We start from the raw sequence: 20,410 nt of genomic DNA, 5'->3' as shown, positions 1-20,410 counted from the left end.
GATGATAGAGGCAGGATTCCTACAAATCTATAGGTCGGTGGAAACCGGGTGATTTTAAGGAGGAGATAAAATGGACCAAGGTATACTCGACCGGATGTTTAAACTCAGTCAAAAACAAACCGATGTCAAGACGGAAATGCTGGCAGGCTTGACCACCTTTGTGGCCTTAGCCTACATCATCTTTGTCAACCCCAACATTTTGGCAGATGCGGGAATTCCCAAAGAAGCGGCCATTGCTTCTACCATATGGGCCACCGCTTTAGCAACAACCCTTATGGCTGTGTGGGCCAACTTCCCTATTGCCGTAGCACCTGGCATGGGACTAAATGCTTTCTTTGCCTACTATGTAGTAGGAGTGCTGCACCTTTCCTGGCAGGTTGCTCTGGGAGCGGTATTTTTCTCCGGTATTTTGTTCCTGATCTTAACCATTGGCGGTATTCGGCAGGCCATTATCAAGTCTGTGCCGATGAACTTAAAATGCGCCATCGGCGTAGGTATCGGTTTGTTTATCGCTTTTATTGGGCTAAAAAATGCTGGCATCATTATTGCAGATAAAGCAACATTTGTGACAGTAGGTCACTTAATCGATAAAGAACCGTTATTGGCCTGTTTTGGCTTGATTCTGACCGCCGTTCTCATGGCCAGAAATGTTAAAGGTTCTATACTCATTGGGATCATAACCACCACTATTTTAGGAATGATTTTCGGTGTTGTGCCGGCTCCTAAAGGGTTAAATGATATTATTAGCTTTAATATTCCCAGTATGGCACCTACCTTTATGCAGTTAGACCTGATGGGTGCCTGGCAATTCGGTATATTCTCCATTATCTTTACCTTTACCATTGTGGAACTCTTTGACAACATGGGAACACTCATTGGCCTGACCCGTAAGGCCAAACTGATGAATGACAAAGGTGATATCGAAAATCTCGACAAGGCCTTGACCACCGACGCGGTAGGAACGCTTACCAGTGCTATTTTTGGCACCTCCACGGTAACCTCATATATAGAAAGTGCCGCTGGTATTGCCGAAGGCGGTAAAACCGGTTTGACAGCCCTGACAGTGGCCGGCTTGTTTGTTGTTTCCCTGTTGTTTGCTCCACTAATCGGTTTGGTGCCCGGCTTTGCTACGGCACCGGCCCTGATTCTGGTAGGAGCACTGATGATGGCTGAGATCGTCCATGTAAGCTTTGCTGACTTTACCGATGGGTTTCCAGCTTTTATGACTATTATTATGATGCCTTTGACTTTCAGTATTGCCAACGGTTTTGCCTTTGGTTTTGTTAGCTACACCTTTGTAAAAGTATTGTCCGGCAGAGGCAAAGAAGTCAGTCTCATTATGTGGCTTGTCAGCTTGGCCTTCCTCGCTAACTTCTATATGCGTCTACATTAGTCCGTGCAGTATGTAGCCGCCGGGGAAGGGCGACATCCTTCCCCGGCAAAGAAAGGGGATGTAGCGTGAAACCGGTACACAAACTGGTGGATACGGCTTTAGGACGATCGGCAGCCGATTTGGTGCTGAAAAATGCCCAAGTATTTAATGTATTTACAGGCACTTTTACCAAAGGGGATGTGGCCATTGTCAATGGCTATATTGCCGGGATTGGAGAGTACAGCGGACGCAAGGAAATAGATGTAGCAGGAAAATACATAACGCCTGGCTTTATTGACGGACATGTCCACCTGGAAAGTTCCATGGTAAATCCCGCGCAGTTTGCTTGTGCGGTGGTGCCTAACGGCACAACAACGGTAATTGCCGATCCCCATGAGATTGCCAATGTGGCAGGTTTAGAAGGCATTCGCTATGTGCTCAATGCTACCGAGCAGCTTCCCTTAAATGTATACGTGATGCTGCCGTCTTGTGTGCCGGCTACCCCTTTGGAACATTCGGGTGCTACACTTTCGGCCAAGGATTTGGAGGAGTTTATTCATCATCCACGGGTACTTGGTTTGGGCGAAATGATGGATTATCCCGGAGTACTCCACAACTCTAACGCCGTCTTCGAAAAAATCCAACTGGCCCAGGGCAAGCTGGTTGACGGCCATGCCCCGGGCTTAACGGGAAAAAATTTGACCGGTTATATTGCCGCCGGGATTTGCTCTGATCATGAATGCGTTACTCCTAAAGAAGCAACTGAACGACTTGCGCAAGGCATGCATGTCATGCTCAGGGAAGGATCGGCAGCCAAAAATTTGTTAAGTCTGTTACCTGCGATAAACCAGTACACGGTAAAACGCTGTATGTTTGCTACCGATGACCGTCATCCGGCGGATTTAATTGAACAAGGCCACATTAATCATATAGTTAATGTGGCCGTATCAGCAGGTACCGATCTGGCTTGGGTACTGCAAATGGCCACCATCAATGCAGCTAATTATTTTCGAATTAGTGACTTGGGAGCGGTTGCCCCTGGATATCGGGCTGACTTACTGGTATTTGACAATCTGAAAGATTGGCGTCCGGTTATGGTGTTTAAAGATGGACAATTGGCAGCGGAAGATGGAAAATCCCTGTTCAAGAACTTCTTCGTGGACGACAAAGCGATACGCAATACCCTTTCCCTGGGGCCAATCAGCCGAGAAAAGCTACGACTTCCGGCCCATTCTTCCATAGCCAGAGTGGTTGGCTTAATGCCCCACCAGTTGGTTACCACTGCCTTAGAGCTGCCTATGCCGGTAGTTCAAGGGGAGTTTGTTCCCGATACCACCCGAGATATTCTAAAACTGGTAGTTTGGGAACGGCATAAGGGCACAGGCAAGGTGGGGGTGGGACTGCTCAAGGGCTTAGGCCTCAAACAGGGGGCTATAGCGTCGACCATTGCCCATGATTCCCACAATCTGGTGGTGGTCGGAACAGACGATGCAGCCATTATGCTGGCCGTAAAGGCAATTGAACATATTCAAGGCGGTTTGGTCATTGCCGCTGAAGGGGAAATTCTAGGTACTCTGCCCTTACCGCTAGCTGGACTTATGACCGATCAGAATATCAGCGAGGTACAGGAAAAGTTGGCCGCCCTGCAAAAAATAGCCCGCAGTCTTGGGGTAAAAATGGAATACGATCCCTTTATGACTTTAGCCTTTTTAAGTCTGCCGGTTATTCCTGCCTTAAAGTTAACAGCTGGCGGCCTGGTAGATGTCACAACGTTTCAACTTGTATCGGTGTCCGTGTAATCAAGGTAAGCAATTGTGCTCAAGCACACAGAAAGTACAATGAGAATAAAACGAGGTGATGTAGAGTGACAGAGAATACACGTCATCCAGTTGATGAAATGCTGCCACCGGGGCAACTGTTTATCTATGGTTTACAGCATGTATTGGCCATGTATGCCGGGGCTGTTGCCGTCCCGCTCATTATCGCCAATGCCATCGGATTAAGCAGAGAACAATTAATCTTCCTGATTAATGCCGACTTATTTACCTGTGGTATCGCCACCCTGATTCAGACTCTGGGCATTGGCAATATGGGGATTCGGATTCCCATGATTCAGGGCGTTACGTTTGCGGCCGTTACGCCCATGATTATTATTGGTAAAACCCATGGTATGCCAGCCATCTACGGTGCCATTATTGTAGCCGGGCTTGTTACCTACCTGGCAGCACCCTATTTTAGCAGGTTGATTCGTTTTTTTCCGCCGGTAGTTACGGGTACTATTATCACCATTATCGGCGTCACTTTGATGCCGGTTGCTGTCATGTGGGCCGCAGGCGGCAATCCGACAGCCAAGGATTATGCCAGTCCGGAATACATTGGCCTGGCGTTTGTGGTTATGATGCTGGTGCTATTCTTCTACAAATATTTTACCGGCTTCATAAGTAACATTGCCGTTCTCTTAGGCTTAATCTCTGGAACGCTTCTTGCCATTCCTCTGGGAATGGTCAACTTTAGTCAGGTAGGAACTGCCGGCTGGGTGGGTATTACCACGCCCTTCTGGTTTGGATTGCCAACTTTTGATATTGCTTCCATCGCGGCCATGGTGCTAGTTATGCTTGTGGTTATGACCGAAACCACCGGCGACTGTATCGCTATTGGCGAAATTATTGAAAAACCCATTCATAAGGAAGACTTGGCCAGATGTTTGCGAGCCGATGGCTTCTCAACTGTACTTGGCGGTATTTTAAACAGTTTCCCTTATACTGCCTTTGCTCAAAACGTAGGCTTGGTAGGGTTAACCCGGGTAAAAAGCCGGTTTGTGGTGGCGGCTGCCGGGGTTATCTTGATAGCCCTTGGTCTAATTCCAAAGCTGGCCGCTATGGTTGCAGCCATACCGCATCCGGTACTAGGCGGCGCGGGTATTGTCATGTTTGGTATGGTAGCAGCCAGCGGCATTAAGACTTTGTCTAAAGTCAACTTTGATGGAACGCACAACATTATGGTGGTAGGCATTAGCATTGGTATCGGGATGATTACTTTAGCCGTACCTAAATTTTATCACGGTTTCCCCAGCTGGCTGCAGGTCATTCTGCACAGCGGCATTACCGCCGGCAGCTTGGCCGCCATTCTCTTGAATCTCCTTTTAAACGGTAAGGAAGCACCTCATGATGTTACCGACAAAAAAGAAGTCTCAGCCAGAGGATAGGAAAAGGGGCAGGAACAATAAGATAAGCAAAACAAGAAAGGGGCAATTATTTTGAATCTGGATTTTGAAAAAATAATGAAACTTGCGAAAAAGTATGAACCGGAAATGAGTAGATTTCTACGCGATATGATTGCCATTCCTAGTGAAAGCTGCCAGGAGGAAAAAGTCGTCCTGCGGATTAAGGAGGAAATGGAAAAAGTAGGTTTTGATAAAGTGGAGATCGACCCGATGGGCAACATCTTAGGCTACATTGGTCATGGTAAACACCTTATCGCCATGGATGCCCATATTGACACAGTTGGAGTCGGCAATCCGGAAAACTGGCAATATGATCCCTATCAAGGGTATGAGGATAAAGAAATCATCATCGGCCGAGGGGCCAGCGACCAGGAAGGCGGTATGGCTTCCATGGTTTATGCCGGTAAGATCATTAAAGACCTTGGCCTAGAAGACGACTATACCTTAGTTATGGTTGGATCAGTTCAGGAAGAAGACTGCGACGGCCTTTGCTGGCAATATATTATTCAGGAGGATAAACTGCGTCCTGAGTTTGTGATAAGCACTGAGCCGACAGACGGCAAAATTTATAGAGGCCAGAGAGGACGTATGGAAATCCGGGTAAAAACCACCGGCGTGAGCTGCCATGGCTCAGCGCCCGAGCGGGGCGATAATGCCATCTATAAAATGGGACCCATTCTTAGTGATCTAAAAGCCCTGCATGAAAACCTTATGGATCACAACTTCCTGGGCAAAGGCAGCCTGACGGTTTCGGAAATTTTCCATACGTCTCCTTCACGCTGCGCCGTGGCTGACAGTTGCTGGATTTCCATCGACAGACGGTTGACGGCCGGAGAAACCGGCGAATATGCCATTCAGCAGATAAAAAACCTTCCTTCGGTAAAAGCAGCCAATGCCGAAGTCACCATGTATACCTACGAAAGGCCTGCATATACCGGCTTGGTATATCCGACCGAGTGTTATTTCCCAACCTGGCTTATTGAGAACGAACATCCTGTATGTCATACCCTGGTAGATGCTTTCCAAGGTTTGTTCAAAGAAGCACCCAAAGTCGATAAATGGACCTTTTCCACTAACGGCGTTTCCATTATGGGGCGTTTTGGCATTCCTTGCATTGGCTTTGGACCCGGCCATGAAGACCAGGCCCATGCCCCTAATGAACGCACCTGGAAGAAGGAACTGGTAAACTGCGCCGCCATGTATGCGGCCGTTCCGCTGATTTATACCCAAAAATACGCTGACAAAATGACGGAACACACCGAAAATCTGGTGTAACCTTAGCGATAGTTATGGTAACTACACCATAATATATAAAAACATGAAAATTTTTAGGGAGGAATTTACAATGCAATCTATTTTCAGAGGAAGACATTTTATTAACTTGGAAGATTTCACTAAAGAAGAAGTAGATACCATGCTTGAGGTTTCACTAGATTTGAAGAAAAAATTTGCCATGGGTGTTCCCACTCCCTATTTGCTACATCAATCCATGTTTCTCATGTTCTTTGAACAATCCACTCGTACCAGAAACTCCATGGAAGCCGGGTTTGCTCAATTAGGTGGTCATGCAGGGTTCTTAGATTCGAGCAGCATGCAGATAGCTCACGGCGAAAGTGCCAAAGACACGGCCATCATACTATCCCGCTTCGGTCATGCTATTGCCTGTCGTTATTGCAACTGGGGTTATGGCAACAAATACCTGACCGAAATGGCCAAATGGTCCTCAAAACCCATTATGAACCTGCAATGCGACCTATATCATCCGTTCCAGGCATTAGCCGACCTCATGACCATGAAGGAAAAAATCGGCGATTTGAAACGGGTAAAAGTGTCCATCATCTGGGCCTATGCCGAAAGCCACAAAAAACCCATCTCCGTACCGGTATCCCAGGTATTGCTGTTCCCACGTTATGGTATGGACGTTGTCCTGGCCCATCCCAAAGGCTGGGAACTGCCTGACTGGGTCATTGCCCAAGCCAAAGCCAATGCTGAAAAATACGGCGGTACCGTTACTGTTACCAACAATGAAGCCGAAGCCTACGAGGGCGCTCATATCGTGATTCCGAAAAACTGGGGCAACTGGGTAAATGACCAGACTGGCGTGGCTGCTTCCGGTGCCGTAGCCGTAGTGGATGACAAACTGAAAGCCCAAAGATCATGGAAATGCACCAAGGAAAAAATGGCTACCGCTGATAAAAATGTAATGTATATGCATGCATTGCCGGCTGACCGTAACAACGAAGTAGAAGATGCAGTTATCGACGGACCACATTCTATCGTCTATGATGAAGCCGAAAACCGCCTGCACACAGCCAAAGCTGTTATGACACTGTTAATGGGTGGCAGATAAGTATGACCAAATTAGCTGTTATCGCTATTGGGGGCAACTCCTTAATTCGGGATAACACGCGCCAGACGGTAGAGGATCAGTATGATGCCGTCTGTGAGACTGCTAAGCATATTGTTGGCATGATGGAACAAGGGTATGAGGTAATTATTACTCATGGCAACGGACCTCAGGTAGGTTTTATTCTCAGGCGGTCAGAAATTGCAAACGAAGTAGCAGGAATGCATTTTGTACCCCTGGTAGCTTGTGGAGCCGATACCCAAGGGGCTATTGGTTATCAGATTCAACAGGCTATGGATAATGAGTTTAAAAAAAGGGGCATGGATAAATCGGCTATTACCCTGGTTACGCAGGTAGTGGTAGACGCCAATGATCCGGCCTTTCAAAAACCGACCAAACCGATCGGCTCTTTTTACACCCAGGAGCAGTCAGAAAAAATTCAAAAGGAGCATCCTGACTGGGTTATGGTAAGTGACTCAGGGCGGGGTTACCGCCGGGTAGTGGCTTCCCCTTTGCCCCTGGAAATTGTCGAAAAAGACGTTATTCATAAATTAGTACGAGAAGGTTACTGCATGATTGCAGTAGGCGGCGGCGGTATCCCGGTCATCCGGCAGGAGGATGGCTGCTTTAAAGGCGTCGATGCTGTTATAGACAAAGACTTTGCCGCCAGCCTGCTAGCCACACAGATTCTAGCAGATGAACTGATAATCTCAACCGGTGTGCCCAAAGTATACTTAAACTACGGCAAACCGGAAGAGAAAGCCTTAGACAGAGTCACTCTTGCTGAACTAAAAGAATATGTAAAAGAAAATCATTTTGCACCAGGCAGCATGCTGCCCAAGATCCAGGCTGTAATCAAATTCCTGGAAAACGGCGGCAGCAAAGCCATTATTACCAATCCGGAGTCCTTGGAAGAAGCAGTAGCTGGAAAAACGGGAACTCACGTGCAACTATAGAAGCAGGTAGAGATACTCCCGCTCGGGAGTATCTCTACCATAATCTTAATAACGGCAGCCAATCGGTTTTGATTGTCGAAATCTGACTGAGATTGAAAATTCGCGAAAAAGACGTTTATCAAGCTTCAAGCTGAATACGTCATCCGCTGCAATAAAAAAAATTAAGAACATAAAAAACCACAGCAAAAATGAACTTTAAAGCTGCATAACCTTTCCTAAGCAGGAGGGATTACCATGTATAGTTTTATATTAAACGGTCAGCCAACAGTCTGTGACAAGGAAATAAACTTGCTTGAGTACCTGAGAGAAGTCGTCCGTCTTACTTCGGTAAAAAACGGCTGTGCTGAAGGAGCCTGCGGGGCCTGTATGGTGTTATTGGACGGAAAAGCTATGCGGGCCTGTGTGCTGACAACTGCCAAAATCAACGGCAAAACGCTGTTAACAGTTGAAGGTTTGTCCGAGCAGGAAAAGTCCATCTATAGCTGGGCGTTTGCCGCTGCCGGTGCCGTGCAATGTGGTTTCTGCATACCAGGCATGGTGATTAGCACTAAAGCTTTACTGGATAAGACGTTAGACCCCTCTCAAGATGAAGTAAAAAAAGCGCTCCTCGGCAACATCTGCCGCTGCACAGGTTATGTTAAAATTGAGCAGGCCGTACTGCTGGTTGCCAAAGCCCTGCGTGAAGGGTACATACCACCGACGAATGTTAACTATAAAGTAGGCGACAGAATGCCGCGTATCGATGCCAAAGACAAAGTGTTAGGATTGGCCGAGTACGTGGACGACATGTATGTCGAAGGTATGTTGCACGCCGCCGTCTTACGGGCACCTAGCGCCCGCGCTCTGATTAAAAGTATTGACACTTCGACCGCACAGACATTGCCTGGTGTTGAGGCCATCATTACCGCCAGGGATATTCCCGGTCGACGCCATCAAGGGCATATTGTTCCCGATTGGCCGGCCTTTATCGCCGCCGGGGAAGAAACCCGCTATATCGGTGATGCACTGGCCGCAGTAGCCGCTACCAGTAAAAAAATTGCCCAAGAGGCTATCAAGTTAATAAAAGTCGATTATGAAGAGTTAAATCCGCTAACCTCTCCCAGCCAGGCGCTAGCTGACAATGCGCCGCAGCTTCACCCCAAGGGCAACCTGCTGGCTAAAACCGTGCTTAAACGCGGCAATGTGGACGCCGCCATTACCAAGGCCACGCATGTCGTAACCCAGCACTACACCACCCCGGCCACCGAGCACGCCTTTCTCGAACCTGAGAGCGCCCTGGCTGTACTGAATGTTGACGGCACGCTGACCGTGTATACGTCAGGGCAGAACGTCTACGACGATCACCACGCCCTTGTTTCCCTGCTGGGGGTGGATGAAAACCATGTACGCATTATCAGCAAAGTGGTGGGCGGCGGTTTCGGCGGCAAAGAAGACCTATCTGTGCAGCATCATGCTGCTCTCTTAGCCTGGCATACAAAAAAACCGGTGAAAAATACGCTGGCCCGTCAGGACAGCATCAATATCCATCCCAAACGGCATGCCATGGAGCTGGAATTTACAACCGCTTGTGACGAAAATGGCATCATCACGGCCGTAAAAGCCCAATTAATTGCCGATACCGGAGCCTATGCCTCGCTGTGCGGGCCGGTATTGCAGCGGGCCTGCACCCATGCAGCCGGACCATATCAAATTGAGAATGTAGATATTGTCGGGTTGGGCGTATATACCAATAATCCTCCTGCTGGCGCCTTCCGGGGGTTTGGCGTAACCCAGTCCTGCTTTGCCATGGAAACCAACATCAACCTGCTGGCTGAAAAAGTCGGTATATCCCAGTGGGAGATACGCTGGCGCAATGCCATTGAACCCGGCAAGGTTTTGCCAAACGGTCAAATCGCCGACCAGGGCACCGCCCTGAAAGAAACCCTGCTGGCTGTCAAGGCAGCATTTGACGCCAGTCCCTACGCAGGTCTTGCTTGTGCTATGAAAAATGCCGGAATCGGTGTTGGGCTGCCAGACATTGGTCGGGCAAAAATAAAAATCGAAGATGGTAAAGCCGTTATTCTTACAGGCGCCGCTTGTATCGGTCAGGGCTTAGCTACAGCTATGACCCAGATTTTGTGCGAAACAACCGGTCTTGATTATTTCCAAACCGCCATGGCTGTACCTGATACCTATCTTACACCTAATTCCGGTACCACAACAGCCTCGCGTCAGACAGTCTTCACCGGCGAGGCCGTCCGCCGGGCGGCGCTCAAGCTCAGGGAAGCACTGGCTGCAACCAAGATAAGCGAGTTGGAAGACCGTGAGTTTTACGGCGAATATTCAGGTATAACCGACCCCATGGGGTCTGATAAGCTTAACCCGGTAAGCCATGTTGCCTACGGTTACGCCAGCCAGGTAGTTATCCTTAACGATGTAGGCAAACTGGTCAAAGTAGTAGCCGCTCATGATGTTGGCAAAGCCATTAATCCAATAGGGGTCGAAGGACAGATTGAAGGTGGAGTAGTTATGGGACTGGGGTATGCTCTAACCGAAGATTTTCCGCTGAAAAACGGGATACCGCAAGTTAAATTCGGAACTCTAGGTCTTTTCCGGGCCGGTAATGTCCCTGAAATCGAAAGCCTTCTTGTAGAAAAAAACCAGGCTGAGCTGGCCTATGGCGCTAAAGGCGTAGGCGAAATTACTGCCATTCCTACCGCACCAGCTGTTGCCGGTGCCTATTTCAGACTGGACAGAAAAATTCGTCCGGATTTGCCGCTTATCCAGACACCCTATAGCCGTAAGAAATAATTCTATGTTTAGATAGAATTAGAAGCCATTGCGCTCTGTTAGCCAACACGCACCACCTGTAAAACGTTCATTCATTGTATATATAGATGAAATAAATAGGAGGAGTCACTAATGGGAGACATAATGAGACCGGTTCCCCTGCTTGGACTTGTTGCACGGATTTTCCAAGAATATGCGGCCGACTGTTCCGTCTTTGGCTATCCTGCAAGCCATTTCTTTCGAAAGCAAAGCGGTAAAACATTTTCCCTCTTTGGTGAAACTATCGAGACTACCGTAGGGCCTGCTGCCGGGCCGCACACCCAGTTGGCCCAGAATATTGTGGTAGCTTACCTGGCCGGTGCACGCTTTATTGAGCTTAAGACTGTTCAGGAACATGAACCGCCTGTTGCTAAACCCTGTATTGATGCCGATGACGAAGGCTTTAACACCGAATGGTCAAGCGAGTTTACGGTAGAAAAAGCCTACGAAGAATACATCAAAGCCTGGGTGCTGCTGCATGTAGTGGAGGAAGTCTTTGGTCTCAGTCAAAGCGGCAAACGTTCCTTTATCTTTAATATGAGCGCAGGCTATAACTTGGAAGGCATCCAGTCGCCGCGTATGGACGCTTACCTGAACAACCTGCGTGATGCCTCCCGGCATCCGTACTTTCAGCAATGTCTGGCCGAAGTAGAAGCTCTTGTTGCTGAAGGCAGTTTCCTGAAAGGCACCGGCTTAGAAGAGCGCCTGCCGCGGCTTGGCGGCATCGAGGGACGCATCTCAGGCCATGTCTGTCAGTCAATTACCCTCTCTACCATGCACGGCTGCCCGCCTGCTGAAATTGAAAGAATTTGCGGATACTTGCTGACCGAAAAGAAAATTGACATGTACGTAAAACTTAATCCCACGCTGCTGACTTACCAGGGCGTGCGATCCATTCTTGACAACACTGACTTTGACTATGTCGAGTTGTCCGAAGACGCCTTTGACCATGACCTTAAGTATACTGACGCCATCCCCATGCTGACCCGGCTTAAAGAATTAGCTGGTAAGCAAGGCCGCTTTTTGGGCGTTAAGTTAACCAATACCTTAGGCTCAGTCAACTTTAAAGGCAAGCTGCCTGGCAGTGAGATGTACATGTCAGGCCGCGCCCTGTTCCCGCTGTCTATTACTCTGGCTGCCAAAATCTCGGCAGAGTTTCAGGGGGAAATGCCTATATCTTTCTCTGGCGGTATTACCGAACACAATGTATTAGACGTATTTGCCACAGGCATTAAGCCTGTCACAATGGCTACCGAGATGCTCAAACCCGGGGGCTATGCCCGTATGGCAGCCATTGCCACAAAACTTGAGACAGCTTCCGGCTGGGAAGTTGACAAGATTGATGTTGCCAAACTGCAAGCCCTGGCGGAAAAATCTCTTACTGCCGGCTATTCGCAAAAGCATTTCCGCGGATCTGCCAAAGCTTCAGTCAAGAGCCCGCTGCCGCTGTTTAACTGTACGGCCGCTCCCTGCAAAACAGCCTGTCCCATTAACCAGGACATTCCTGAATACATTCGGCTGGCAGGGCAGAAGCGTTATGCTGAGGCACTTGCGCTTATCTATGAAAAAAATGCCCTGCCAGGTATTACCGGGACCATCTGCGACCATGCCTGTCAGCACAATTGTACCCGCCTGGATTATGAAGGCTGTGTACAGATTCGTGAGGTTAAGCGCCTGGCTGTCGAACAAGGTTGGGATGAATATCGTAAAAATTATGTGCTGCCCCAGAGCAAAAACGGCGTCAAAGTGGCTGTGATGGGGGCCGGTCCGGCCGGTCTGGCCTCAGCCTACTTCTTAGCCCGCCAGGGCATTAGCGTGACGGTATACGAAACCCGTGCAAGTGCCGGCGGCACTGTACAGCATATAATCCCCAATTTCCGCATCAGCCGCGAGACAATTGACAGCGATATTAACTTTATCAAAGCACATGGCGTGGAGTTTGTTTTCAACTCCAGCCCGGATCTTACTCCCGCCGACCTCAAACAACAAGGCTACAACTATGTAATTGTAGCCGTAGGCGCTGGCGCAGAAAAAACCTTTACACTCAAAGTGGAAAGCGATAAACAACCGCAAATCATTCCGGCTTTAAAATTCCTGGCCCAATTTAACCAAGATGCATCTGCCCTCAAATTAGGAAAAACCGTTGTTACCATCGGTGCCGGCAACACTGCTATGGACGCCAGCCGCACGGCTTTGCGGGTAAAGGGTGTAGAAACAAGCGCCATTGTGTACCGCCGCTCCATTAATGAAATGCCTGCCGACCGAGCCGAATACGATCTGGCTGTAGCCAATAACGTAGACTTTAATTTTTTAGTCAACCCGGAAAAAATTGATGCCCAGGGCAATCTTGTCTGCCTGGTTATGCAGCTTGGCAAACCTGACGCCAGCGGCCGCCGTCAGCCTGAACCTACCGGCAAATACAAGACCTTTGAAGCCGACACCATCATTATCGCGATCGGTGAAGATATTAATACAGTCTTACTTGCCAAACTGGGTATTACTACACAAGGGCAGCAATTGACCAATCTAGAGAACGTATACTTAGCCGGTGATGTCCGGCAAGGCGCATCCTCAATTGTAAAGTGTATTGCCGATGGGCGTAGAGCGGCTGACGCCATCTGTCAAAAAGAAATACCCGGTTTTGAAAGCAACGCCGACAAAACAAGTAAAGCCCATTGTGAGCAGGCTAAAGAGATTGCTGCCAAAAAATTTGGTTTGACAAATGCTGCGCCTCTGGCGCACGAAGGTTCAGGTAAAGTCGATGTTGCCACAGGTGACAGAGAGTACAACCGGTGCTTAGAGTGCAACTATGTTTGCAACAAGTGCGTGGAAGTTTGCCCCAACCGCGCTAACCTGGCTATTCGCTTAGATAATGGCTTTGCCAACTACAACCAGATTATCCACCTGGATGCCTTCTGCAACGAATGCGGCAATTGTGCCGGCTTCTGTCCGTGGGAAGGCCGTCCGTTCTCCGATAAGCTTACAGTATTTAGCCGTCGTGACGACTTTGACCATAGTCAAAACAGCGGCTTTTTTGTGGAAGGCGATATACTAACTGTTCGCGCTAATAGTGAAGTTACTACCCATAAGCTTGAAAATGGCCTGATTCAGACAACCGGCAACACGACCTTTGACCAAATGGCCCAAGTATTTAATTACCTGTACAATAACCGGCCGACGTTGTTCGGGCGTGTGGAGGAATAAGGGGGGACCATTATGCTAGTTTTAAAAAACGCCACAGTTGTAGACTTTCATCCAGCTTCTATACAATCCGGTGTCGATATTGTCATTGACGGCAGCAAAATTGCTGCCGTCGGCGTAGGCGCCTCGGCCAATGTTCAGGCCAACCGCGTGCTTGATATACAGGGAAAAATAGTTATGCCAGGCATTGTCTGCAGTCACAACCATTTTTATTCCGGCTTAGCCAGAGGGATCACCGCCAATATTGCCCCCAGTCCCGACTTTGTGTCTGTACTCAGGAATCTATGGTGGCGGCTAGACTTGGCTATTGACGAAGAAATCCTCTACTACAGCGGAATGGTCTGCTCACTGGAAGCAATCCGCTGTGGCACAACCTCGGTAATTGACCACCACGCCTCACCAGCCTTCCTCAAAGGCTCGCTCAAAACTCTCAAAAAAGCTTTTGAGGAAACCGGCCTGCGCGGCATTACCTGTTATGAAACCACTGACCGCAATGGGGGACTCAGCGAAGTAGAAGCCGGGGTTCAGGAGAATGTCGATTTTGCCAAACTGTGCGAAAGTGACAGAGCGGCCACAGGCGGCAATCACCTGGTAGAGGCCATGATTGGCGGCCACGCGCCTGTTACTATGCCTAACGCTGCCCTTAGGCTGATGGCCGACGCTGTGCGTGAAACCGGACGCGGCATCCATGTCCATGTGGCCGAAGACCGTTATGATGTGTCCCACAGCCACCATATGTACGGTAAAGATATTATTGTCCGTTTGAGCGATTATGGCTTAATCAATGACAAAGCTCTCCTGGTGCATGGCGTATACCTGTCAGACCAGGATATTGAAATCATCAATGCCAAAGACGCCTTTCTGGCTCACAACGCCCGTTCAAACATGAACAACAATGTTGGCTACAGCGCCAAATTGCCCCTGTACAAAAACCTGGTGCTGGGAACTGACGGCATGGGTAGTGATATGTGGGAAGAAATGAAGTTTGCCTACTTCAAACATAAAGATGCTGCCGGTGCCCTGTGGCCTGACAGCTACCTCAAGTTCCTGTCTAACGGCAACGAGATATTGAAGCGATACTTTGCTGCCGATTTCGGCCGCGTGGCTGCCGGCTGTAAAGCCGATTTGACAGTGCTGGATTACCAGGCTCCCACACCGCTTGTGCCTGGAAATATCGGCGGTCACATTGCCTTTGGTATGGACTCCCGTGATGTGACTACCGTTATTATCAACGGCAACATTGTGCTGGAAAACAGACAGTTTACTTTTGACGTCAGTCCGATTTATGCCAAAGCCCGTAAGGCCGCCCAGCGTCTATGGGACAACATGGATAAGCTGCCGTAATAAACCGATACAGTGAACCTCCTGCTAAACGAGTTCGATGTTACCGAGATTAAAGGATTTCCAACAAACGGATAGAAAAAAGCAATAAAGAGCATGACTCACATCAGTATCGCCTAGTGTCTTGACAGAGAGTGGTTACGGTGTTTAGATGAACGATAATGGTTTTAATTGTTATTGAATTTCCTATGGCAAGGAGAGGTTTTTATGGGAATTGTTTTGCGCGGCGGCACCATTGTCACCGACGCGGACTATTATCAGGGCGATATTCGTATCCAAGGGGAAATCATTGTCGCTGTTGGTGATCAGGTAACGCACGCGGAAGATACTGTGTTGTCAGCAGAGGGATGTTATATATTTCCGGGTGGCATCGATGCCCATACCCATTTTGACTTGCCTGTAGGGACTTTGTCTACTGCCGATGATTTTGCCAGTGGTACCAGGGCCGCCATCCTCGGCGGCACCACCACCATAATTGATTATGCCACCCAATTCAAGGGTGAGACCTTACAGCAAGGTCTGGAAAACTGGCACCGGCGGGCAGACGGCAAATGTTATTCAGACTACGGTTTTCACATGGCCATCACTGATTGGAATGAAAATGTCGGCCGTGAAATGCCCTGGCTCAGTCAGGAAGCCGGTGTAGCTTCAGTCAAGCTCTATATGGCCTACAAAAATATCATGCAGGTGGATGACAGTGCCCTATTCCAAGTGTTGGAACGCAGCCGGGACTGCGGTATTCTAACCTGTGTTCACTGTGAAAACGGGGATATTGTCGATAATCTAACCCAGCAGTTTCGCCGGCAAGGTAAAACTGCGCCATTTTACCATCCGCTGTCCCGTCCGCCACGAGTGGAACAGGAAGCGGTAAACCGGTTGATGGTGTTGGCTGAGCTGACTGATGCCCCTGTTTTTGTTGTCCACTTAAGCTGCCGGGAGGCTCTGGAGACGGTTGCGCAGGCCAAAGCCCGGGGTATTAGAGTATTTGCTGAAACCTGTCCTCAATATTTAGTGCTTGACGACAGTGTATATCAGGATTTCACTTTTACCTGTGCAAAATACGTTATGTCGCCCCCGCTTCGGGCCAAGGAAAACCAAGATTATTTATGGAACGGGCTGAAAACCGGCATTTTGGACACCGTCGCTACCGACCATTGCTCGTTTAACCTCCGTGGTCAAAAAGAGGCGGGACGAGATGACTTTAGCAAAATACCCAATGGCGCTCCCGGTGTAGAGCACCGGTTGGGTATTTTATATACCTATGGTGTCAAGGCCGGAAAACTTAGCCTTTCCCAGTTTGTTGACAAAATGGCGACCCAGCCGGCAAAACTCTTTGGACTTTATCCCCAAAAAGGCGTCATTGCTCCGGGCAGTCATGCTGACTTGGTGATTTGGGACGAAACCCGTCACTTGACCATAGGTGCTTCTTCCCATGCGCACAAAGTGGACTACAGTCCCTATGAAGGGATAGAGCAGCAAGGGCAAGCCATTCATGTTTTCTTAAGAGGCCGGCAGGTGGTGAAAAATGGGCTGGTTTGTGAAGACGATCCCCAAGGTCAGTATCTCTTCCGTAAGCCCTTTTCCCCAAGCGAGAGGTAGCATAAATACATGAAGTGGCTGTTATATACATGGAGTTTTCGGTCTCATCCTGATTTATTAGTTTAGATGCAGTAGTTATGCGGCTTAGCGATGTTGAAATGCTTATTCTTCAATGTATGGGAGGCGCGGTATGGAAAAGATTAGTGAATGGACAAAGAAAAAAGATCACGACGCTAAAATAAGCGGTCGTGCTCTTTATGTGGATGATCATGTACTAGACGGTATGCTTTATGGCAAACTATTGCATTCGGCAAAGGCCAAAGCTCGCATCGCCGACATTATTTTACCTGAATTGCCTGAAGGATATTTGGTTGTTGACAAGAACGACGTAGCCGGTGTAAACCGCGTCCATATTGTTCTTGATGATAGCCCGATTTATGCTGAGGAAACTGTGGAGTATGTCGGTGAACCAATTTTGATGGTTGTTGGTCCTGATTGTAAAGAAGTGGCAAGAATTTTGCATGAGATTGTTGTAGTATATGAAGAACAAGTTCCACTGCTTGATATACTCACATCGAATACTGTTTTTTTCAACTACAACTACGCCAAAGGTGATATTGATAAAGCTTTAGCAGAAGCCGAACAGGTTTTTATCGAAACCTTTCAGACCGGGTATCAGGAACAGGCTTATCTGGAAACACAGGGAATCATTGCATATCCTCATGACAGACGTATGACAGTACGCGGCTCGATGCAATGTCCATACTATGTCCATGGTGCTGTCGCCAAAGCATTAGGTTATGAGGAGAAGGATGTTCAGGTTATCCAGGATGTTACAGGTGGGGGCTTTGGCGGCAAGGAAGCCTTTCCTTCTATATTGGCTTGTCAGACCGCAGTAGCAGCCCAAAAGGCAAACAAGCCGGTAAAGGTTATATTTGACCGGCGGGAAGACATGGAGTTTACCTCAAAACGCCATCCATCCATTTGTACCTATAAAGTAGCCATTAAAAACGGTGAAATTACCGGTATGGATATTGAAGTCTTATTTAATAGTGGTGCATATACTACCCTTTCTCCCGTTGTTTTGCAGCGTGGCCTGATTTGCGCAAACGGTGTATATCGCATAGATAATCTTCGGGTTACCGGACGCGCCGTGAAGACAAATACTGTACCTTGCGGCGCCTATCGCGGCTTTGGGGCGCCACAGACTTTCTTTGCAGTGGAAATGATGATGGGGCATATTGCCAAGGAGCTGGGGATGGATTCTCTTGAACTAAAAGAAAAATACATCGCCAAACAAGGAGATGCCACTTCAACCAGCGGCAAATATCATTTCCATGTACCATTGCCGGAAATGATTCAGCGTTTGGATGAGCTTTGCGATTACCGGGCAAAACGCAAGCTATACCAGAATCAAACAGGGCGATACCGTAAGGGGATTGGTATGTCCATGTTCTTTCATGGCTGTGGTTTTACCGGCAGCGGTGAGCGTGATATTATTAAGGCTATCGTGAAAATCAGGAAAAACGCCAATGATACGGTAGAGCTTCTCACAAGCAATACAGATATAGGTCAAGGTCTTAAAACAACTTTCTGTAAGATTGTGGCCGATACGCTTGGTATTGCGTATGACCATGTGCATATAGATAACCCGGATACCGATAGAGTGCCAGACTCGGGTCCTACAGTAGCCAGCCGGTCATTGATGACTGTAGGGGGATTGCTGCAGCGAGCCGCAGAGAAGCTAAAAAAAGAATGGCAGCCAGGAGTGGAACAAGTTATCGAAGAACACTTCGCTGAGCCTGATTTTGTAATTCCTTTTAATCTGGAAAACTTCAAAGGAGATGCCTATCCGACCTATTCCTGGTCTGTTAATGCCATTGAATTGGAAGTTGACACACTTACTGCCACATCAAAAATTCTTGGGGCATGGGGTATTTATGATGTAGGTGTTCCCATTGATTTAAACATTATTCAGGGACAGATGCAGGGCGGATTCCTCCAGGGAATTGGTTATGCCTCGATGGAGCAGATGGATTACAATGATAAAGGCATAATTCGTAATACCAGTTATAGTGACTATATCATTCCGACAGCAGTCGACGTCCCGAATCTGGTGACTGAAATTATGAATAATCCATATACCCACGGTCCCTATGGAGCCAAGGGGGCAGGTGAGCTTCCGCTTGTGGGTGTGGCTCCGGCTTATGCAGAAGCAATGGAAAATGCTCTTGGAGCTAATATAAATAAGGTGCCGTTCACACCGGAAGATACCATGAGAATTTTGCAGGAGGCGAAAAATGATGATAGAATTTATTCTTAACGGCCAAGAGGTTACATCATCAGCCAAAGCAAATGCACGCTTACTGGATGTACTTCGCAATGAGTTTACGCTCACCGGTGTGAAGTGCGGCTGTAAGGAAGGGGAATGCGGTGCCTGTTCTGTCATCCTCGATGGCAGGTTAGTTAACTCCTGCATGGTAGCTATGGGGCATATTGCAGGAAGTACGGTTATGACTATAGAAGGTTATCGTGAAACAGAGCGTTTCGCAGTTTTGGATAAGGCCTATGCTTTTGTCAGTGCGGTACAATGCGGTTTTTGTATTCCAGGTATGATACTTGCATCCGAATGTATTCTTGCTAAGAATCCCAACCCTACCGAAGCTGAAATTCGCGAGGGCATTTCCGGTAATCTTTGCCGGTGCACCGGCTATAATGCTATTGTGGAGGCCATTAAATTGGCAGCAAAGGAGGGGAGAGGTTTATGGTAAATGGTTATCAGGCTGCTGCTTTGAACGAAGCATTGGATATCCTGGCCCAAAAAACGGTAATTCCTTACAGCGGCGGGACCGATTTGATGATTGAGCCAGATGATAACGCGATATATCTGTTTCTTAATAAAGTACCTGAGATGAAAAAAATTGTAGAAGATACCGAATATATCCGGATTGGAGCTGCCTGCACCTTTACTGACATTCTTGAAAGTGAGCTGACTCCCGCTATTTTAAAGGAAGCTGTTTCTCAGATTGCAGCACCGGCCATCCGCAACCTCGGTACCGTTGGCGGCAATATTTGCAATGGATCGCCTAAAGCAGACAGTGCCCTGATCTTTGTTGCAACAGACGCTAAACTACGTCTTGCCAGCAGCAGGGGCGAACGGATAATTCCCATTACCGAGTTCTATCTTGGTAGGAAGAAGACTGCTCTGGCAGCGGATGAACTCTTAGTTGAGATTCTCATGCATAAAACAGGTCTTGGTAATTACTACTATAAGAAGGTTGGGGCAAGAGATGCTTTAGCCATTTCCCGGGTATCCTTTGCGGCCATTCTTAATGTAGCCAAAGGTAAGATTGTTAACTGCATGACTGCCTTCGGTGCAGTCAGTGACGTTATCATCAGACGGGCAGAGCTTGATGCTATGCTGACCGGCAAGACGCTTGCAGAGGCAAAGGCTGTCAGGGAAGCGTATCTTACAGCCTATAATCAGGCCATTGTTCCTATCAGAGGCAGAATTTCGGCAGAATACAGAAAGGCTGTCTGTATGAATTTACTGCGTGACTTTCTTGAAAGCAATGGTATCTGATCCAAACGATCTTTCATTATTTTGCGAAAGTAGAGGGCGA

At 48.1% G+C, this 20,410-nt stretch carries 13 protein-coding genes; all 13 read left to right on the top strand.

The genetic code is table 11. The annotated features are described in order from the left end of the window. The first annotated feature begins 70 nt into the window (after positions 1–70). Positions 71–1,393: an NCS2 family permease gene (locus B9A22_RS07315; protein WP_084575067.1), complete on the top strand. Its 1,323-nt coding sequence runs from the start codon at positions 71–73 to the stop codon at positions 1,391–1,393. 65 nt (positions 1,394–1,458) lie between these two features. Continuing rightward, positions 1,459–3,171: an adenine deaminase gene (gene ade / locus B9A22_RS07310; protein ID WP_084575066.1), complete on the top strand. Its 1,713-nt coding sequence runs from the start codon at positions 1,459–1,461 to the stop codon at positions 3,169–3,171. A 98-nt stretch (positions 3,172–3,269) separates the two neighbouring features. After that, complete coding sequence (locus B9A22_RS07305) at positions 3,270–4,577, top strand: nucleobase:cation symporter-2 family protein (RefSeq protein ID WP_084575216.1); 1,308 nt, start codon at positions 3,270–3,272, stop codon at positions 4,575–4,577. Positions 4,578–4,628: 51 nt separating this feature from the next. Further along, positions 4,629–5,870 carry a YgeY family selenium metabolism-linked hydrolase gene (locus B9A22_RS07300; RefSeq protein WP_217805906.1) on the top strand — a complete coding sequence of 414 codons (1,242 nt, stop codon included), beginning with the start codon at positions 4,629–4,631 and terminating at the stop codon, positions 5,868–5,870. Between the two features lie 70 nt (positions 5,871–5,940). Continuing rightward, positions 5,941–6,945, top strand: coding sequence for an ornithine carbamoyltransferase (locus B9A22_RS07295; protein WP_084575065.1), 1,005 nt, complete (start codon positions 5,941–5,943; stop codon positions 6,943–6,945). A 2-nt stretch (positions 6,946–6,947) separates the two neighbouring features. Next, positions 6,948–7,898 (top strand): carbamate kinase, encoded by a 951-nt coding sequence (gene arcC, locus B9A22_RS07290; protein ID WP_084575064.1) that lies wholly within the window; start codon positions 6,948–6,950, stop codon positions 7,896–7,898. Between the two features lie 234 nt (positions 7,899–8,132). Continuing rightward, the gene (gene xdh / locus B9A22_RS07285) at positions 8,133–10,688 is read left to right on the top strand and encodes a selenium-dependent xanthine dehydrogenase (RefSeq protein ID WP_084575063.1); all 2,556 of its coding nucleotides are present in this window, start codon (positions 8,133–8,135) and stop codon (positions 10,686–10,688) included. A 111-nt stretch (positions 10,689–10,799) separates the two neighbouring features. Next, positions 10,800–13,910, top strand: coding sequence for a putative selenate reductase subunit YgfK (gene ygfK / locus B9A22_RS07280; RefSeq protein WP_084575062.1), 3,111 nt, complete (start codon positions 10,800–10,802; stop codon positions 13,908–13,910). A 12-nt stretch (positions 13,911–13,922) separates the two neighbouring features. Next, positions 13,923–15,251 (top strand): putative aminohydrolase SsnA, encoded by a 1,329-nt coding sequence (ssnA, locus tag B9A22_RS07275; RefSeq protein ID WP_084575061.1) that lies wholly within the window; start codon positions 13,923–13,925, stop codon positions 15,249–15,251. A 204-nt stretch (positions 15,252–15,455) separates the two neighbouring features. Beyond that, positions 15,456–16,847: a dihydropyrimidinase gene (hydA, locus tag B9A22_RS07270; protein WP_084575060.1), complete on the top strand. Its 1,392-nt coding sequence runs from the start codon at positions 15,456–15,458 to the stop codon at positions 16,845–16,847. Positions 16,848–16,977: 130 nt separating this feature from the next. Beyond that, positions 16,978–19,110, top strand: a complete 2,133-nt coding sequence (locus tag B9A22_RS07265; RefSeq protein WP_084575059.1) for a xanthine dehydrogenase family protein molybdopterin-binding subunit — start codon at positions 16,978–16,980, stop codon at positions 19,108–19,110. Further along, entirely contained in the window at positions 19,088–19,558 is a 471-nt protein-coding gene (locus B9A22_RS07260; RefSeq protein ID WP_217805905.1) for a (2Fe-2S)-binding protein, read from the top strand. The genes B9A22_RS07265 and B9A22_RS07260 overlap by 23 nt, the downstream gene beginning before the upstream one ends. After that, entirely contained in the window at positions 19,552–20,370 is an 819-nt protein-coding gene (locus B9A22_RS07255) for an FAD binding domain-containing protein (protein ID WP_084575058.1), read from the top strand. The genes B9A22_RS07260 and B9A22_RS07255 overlap by 7 nt, the downstream gene beginning before the upstream one ends. Positions 20,371–20,410 lie beyond the last annotated feature (40 nt).

Source organism: Sporomusa malonica (genome assembly GCF_900176355.1).
Classification (GTDB): domain Bacteria; phylum Bacillota; class Negativicutes; order Sporomusales; family Sporomusaceae; genus Sporomusa; species Sporomusa malonica.
The sequence above is the reverse complement of the archived record's forward strand: the minus strand, read 5'-3'. Positions and strand labels throughout refer to the sequence as shown.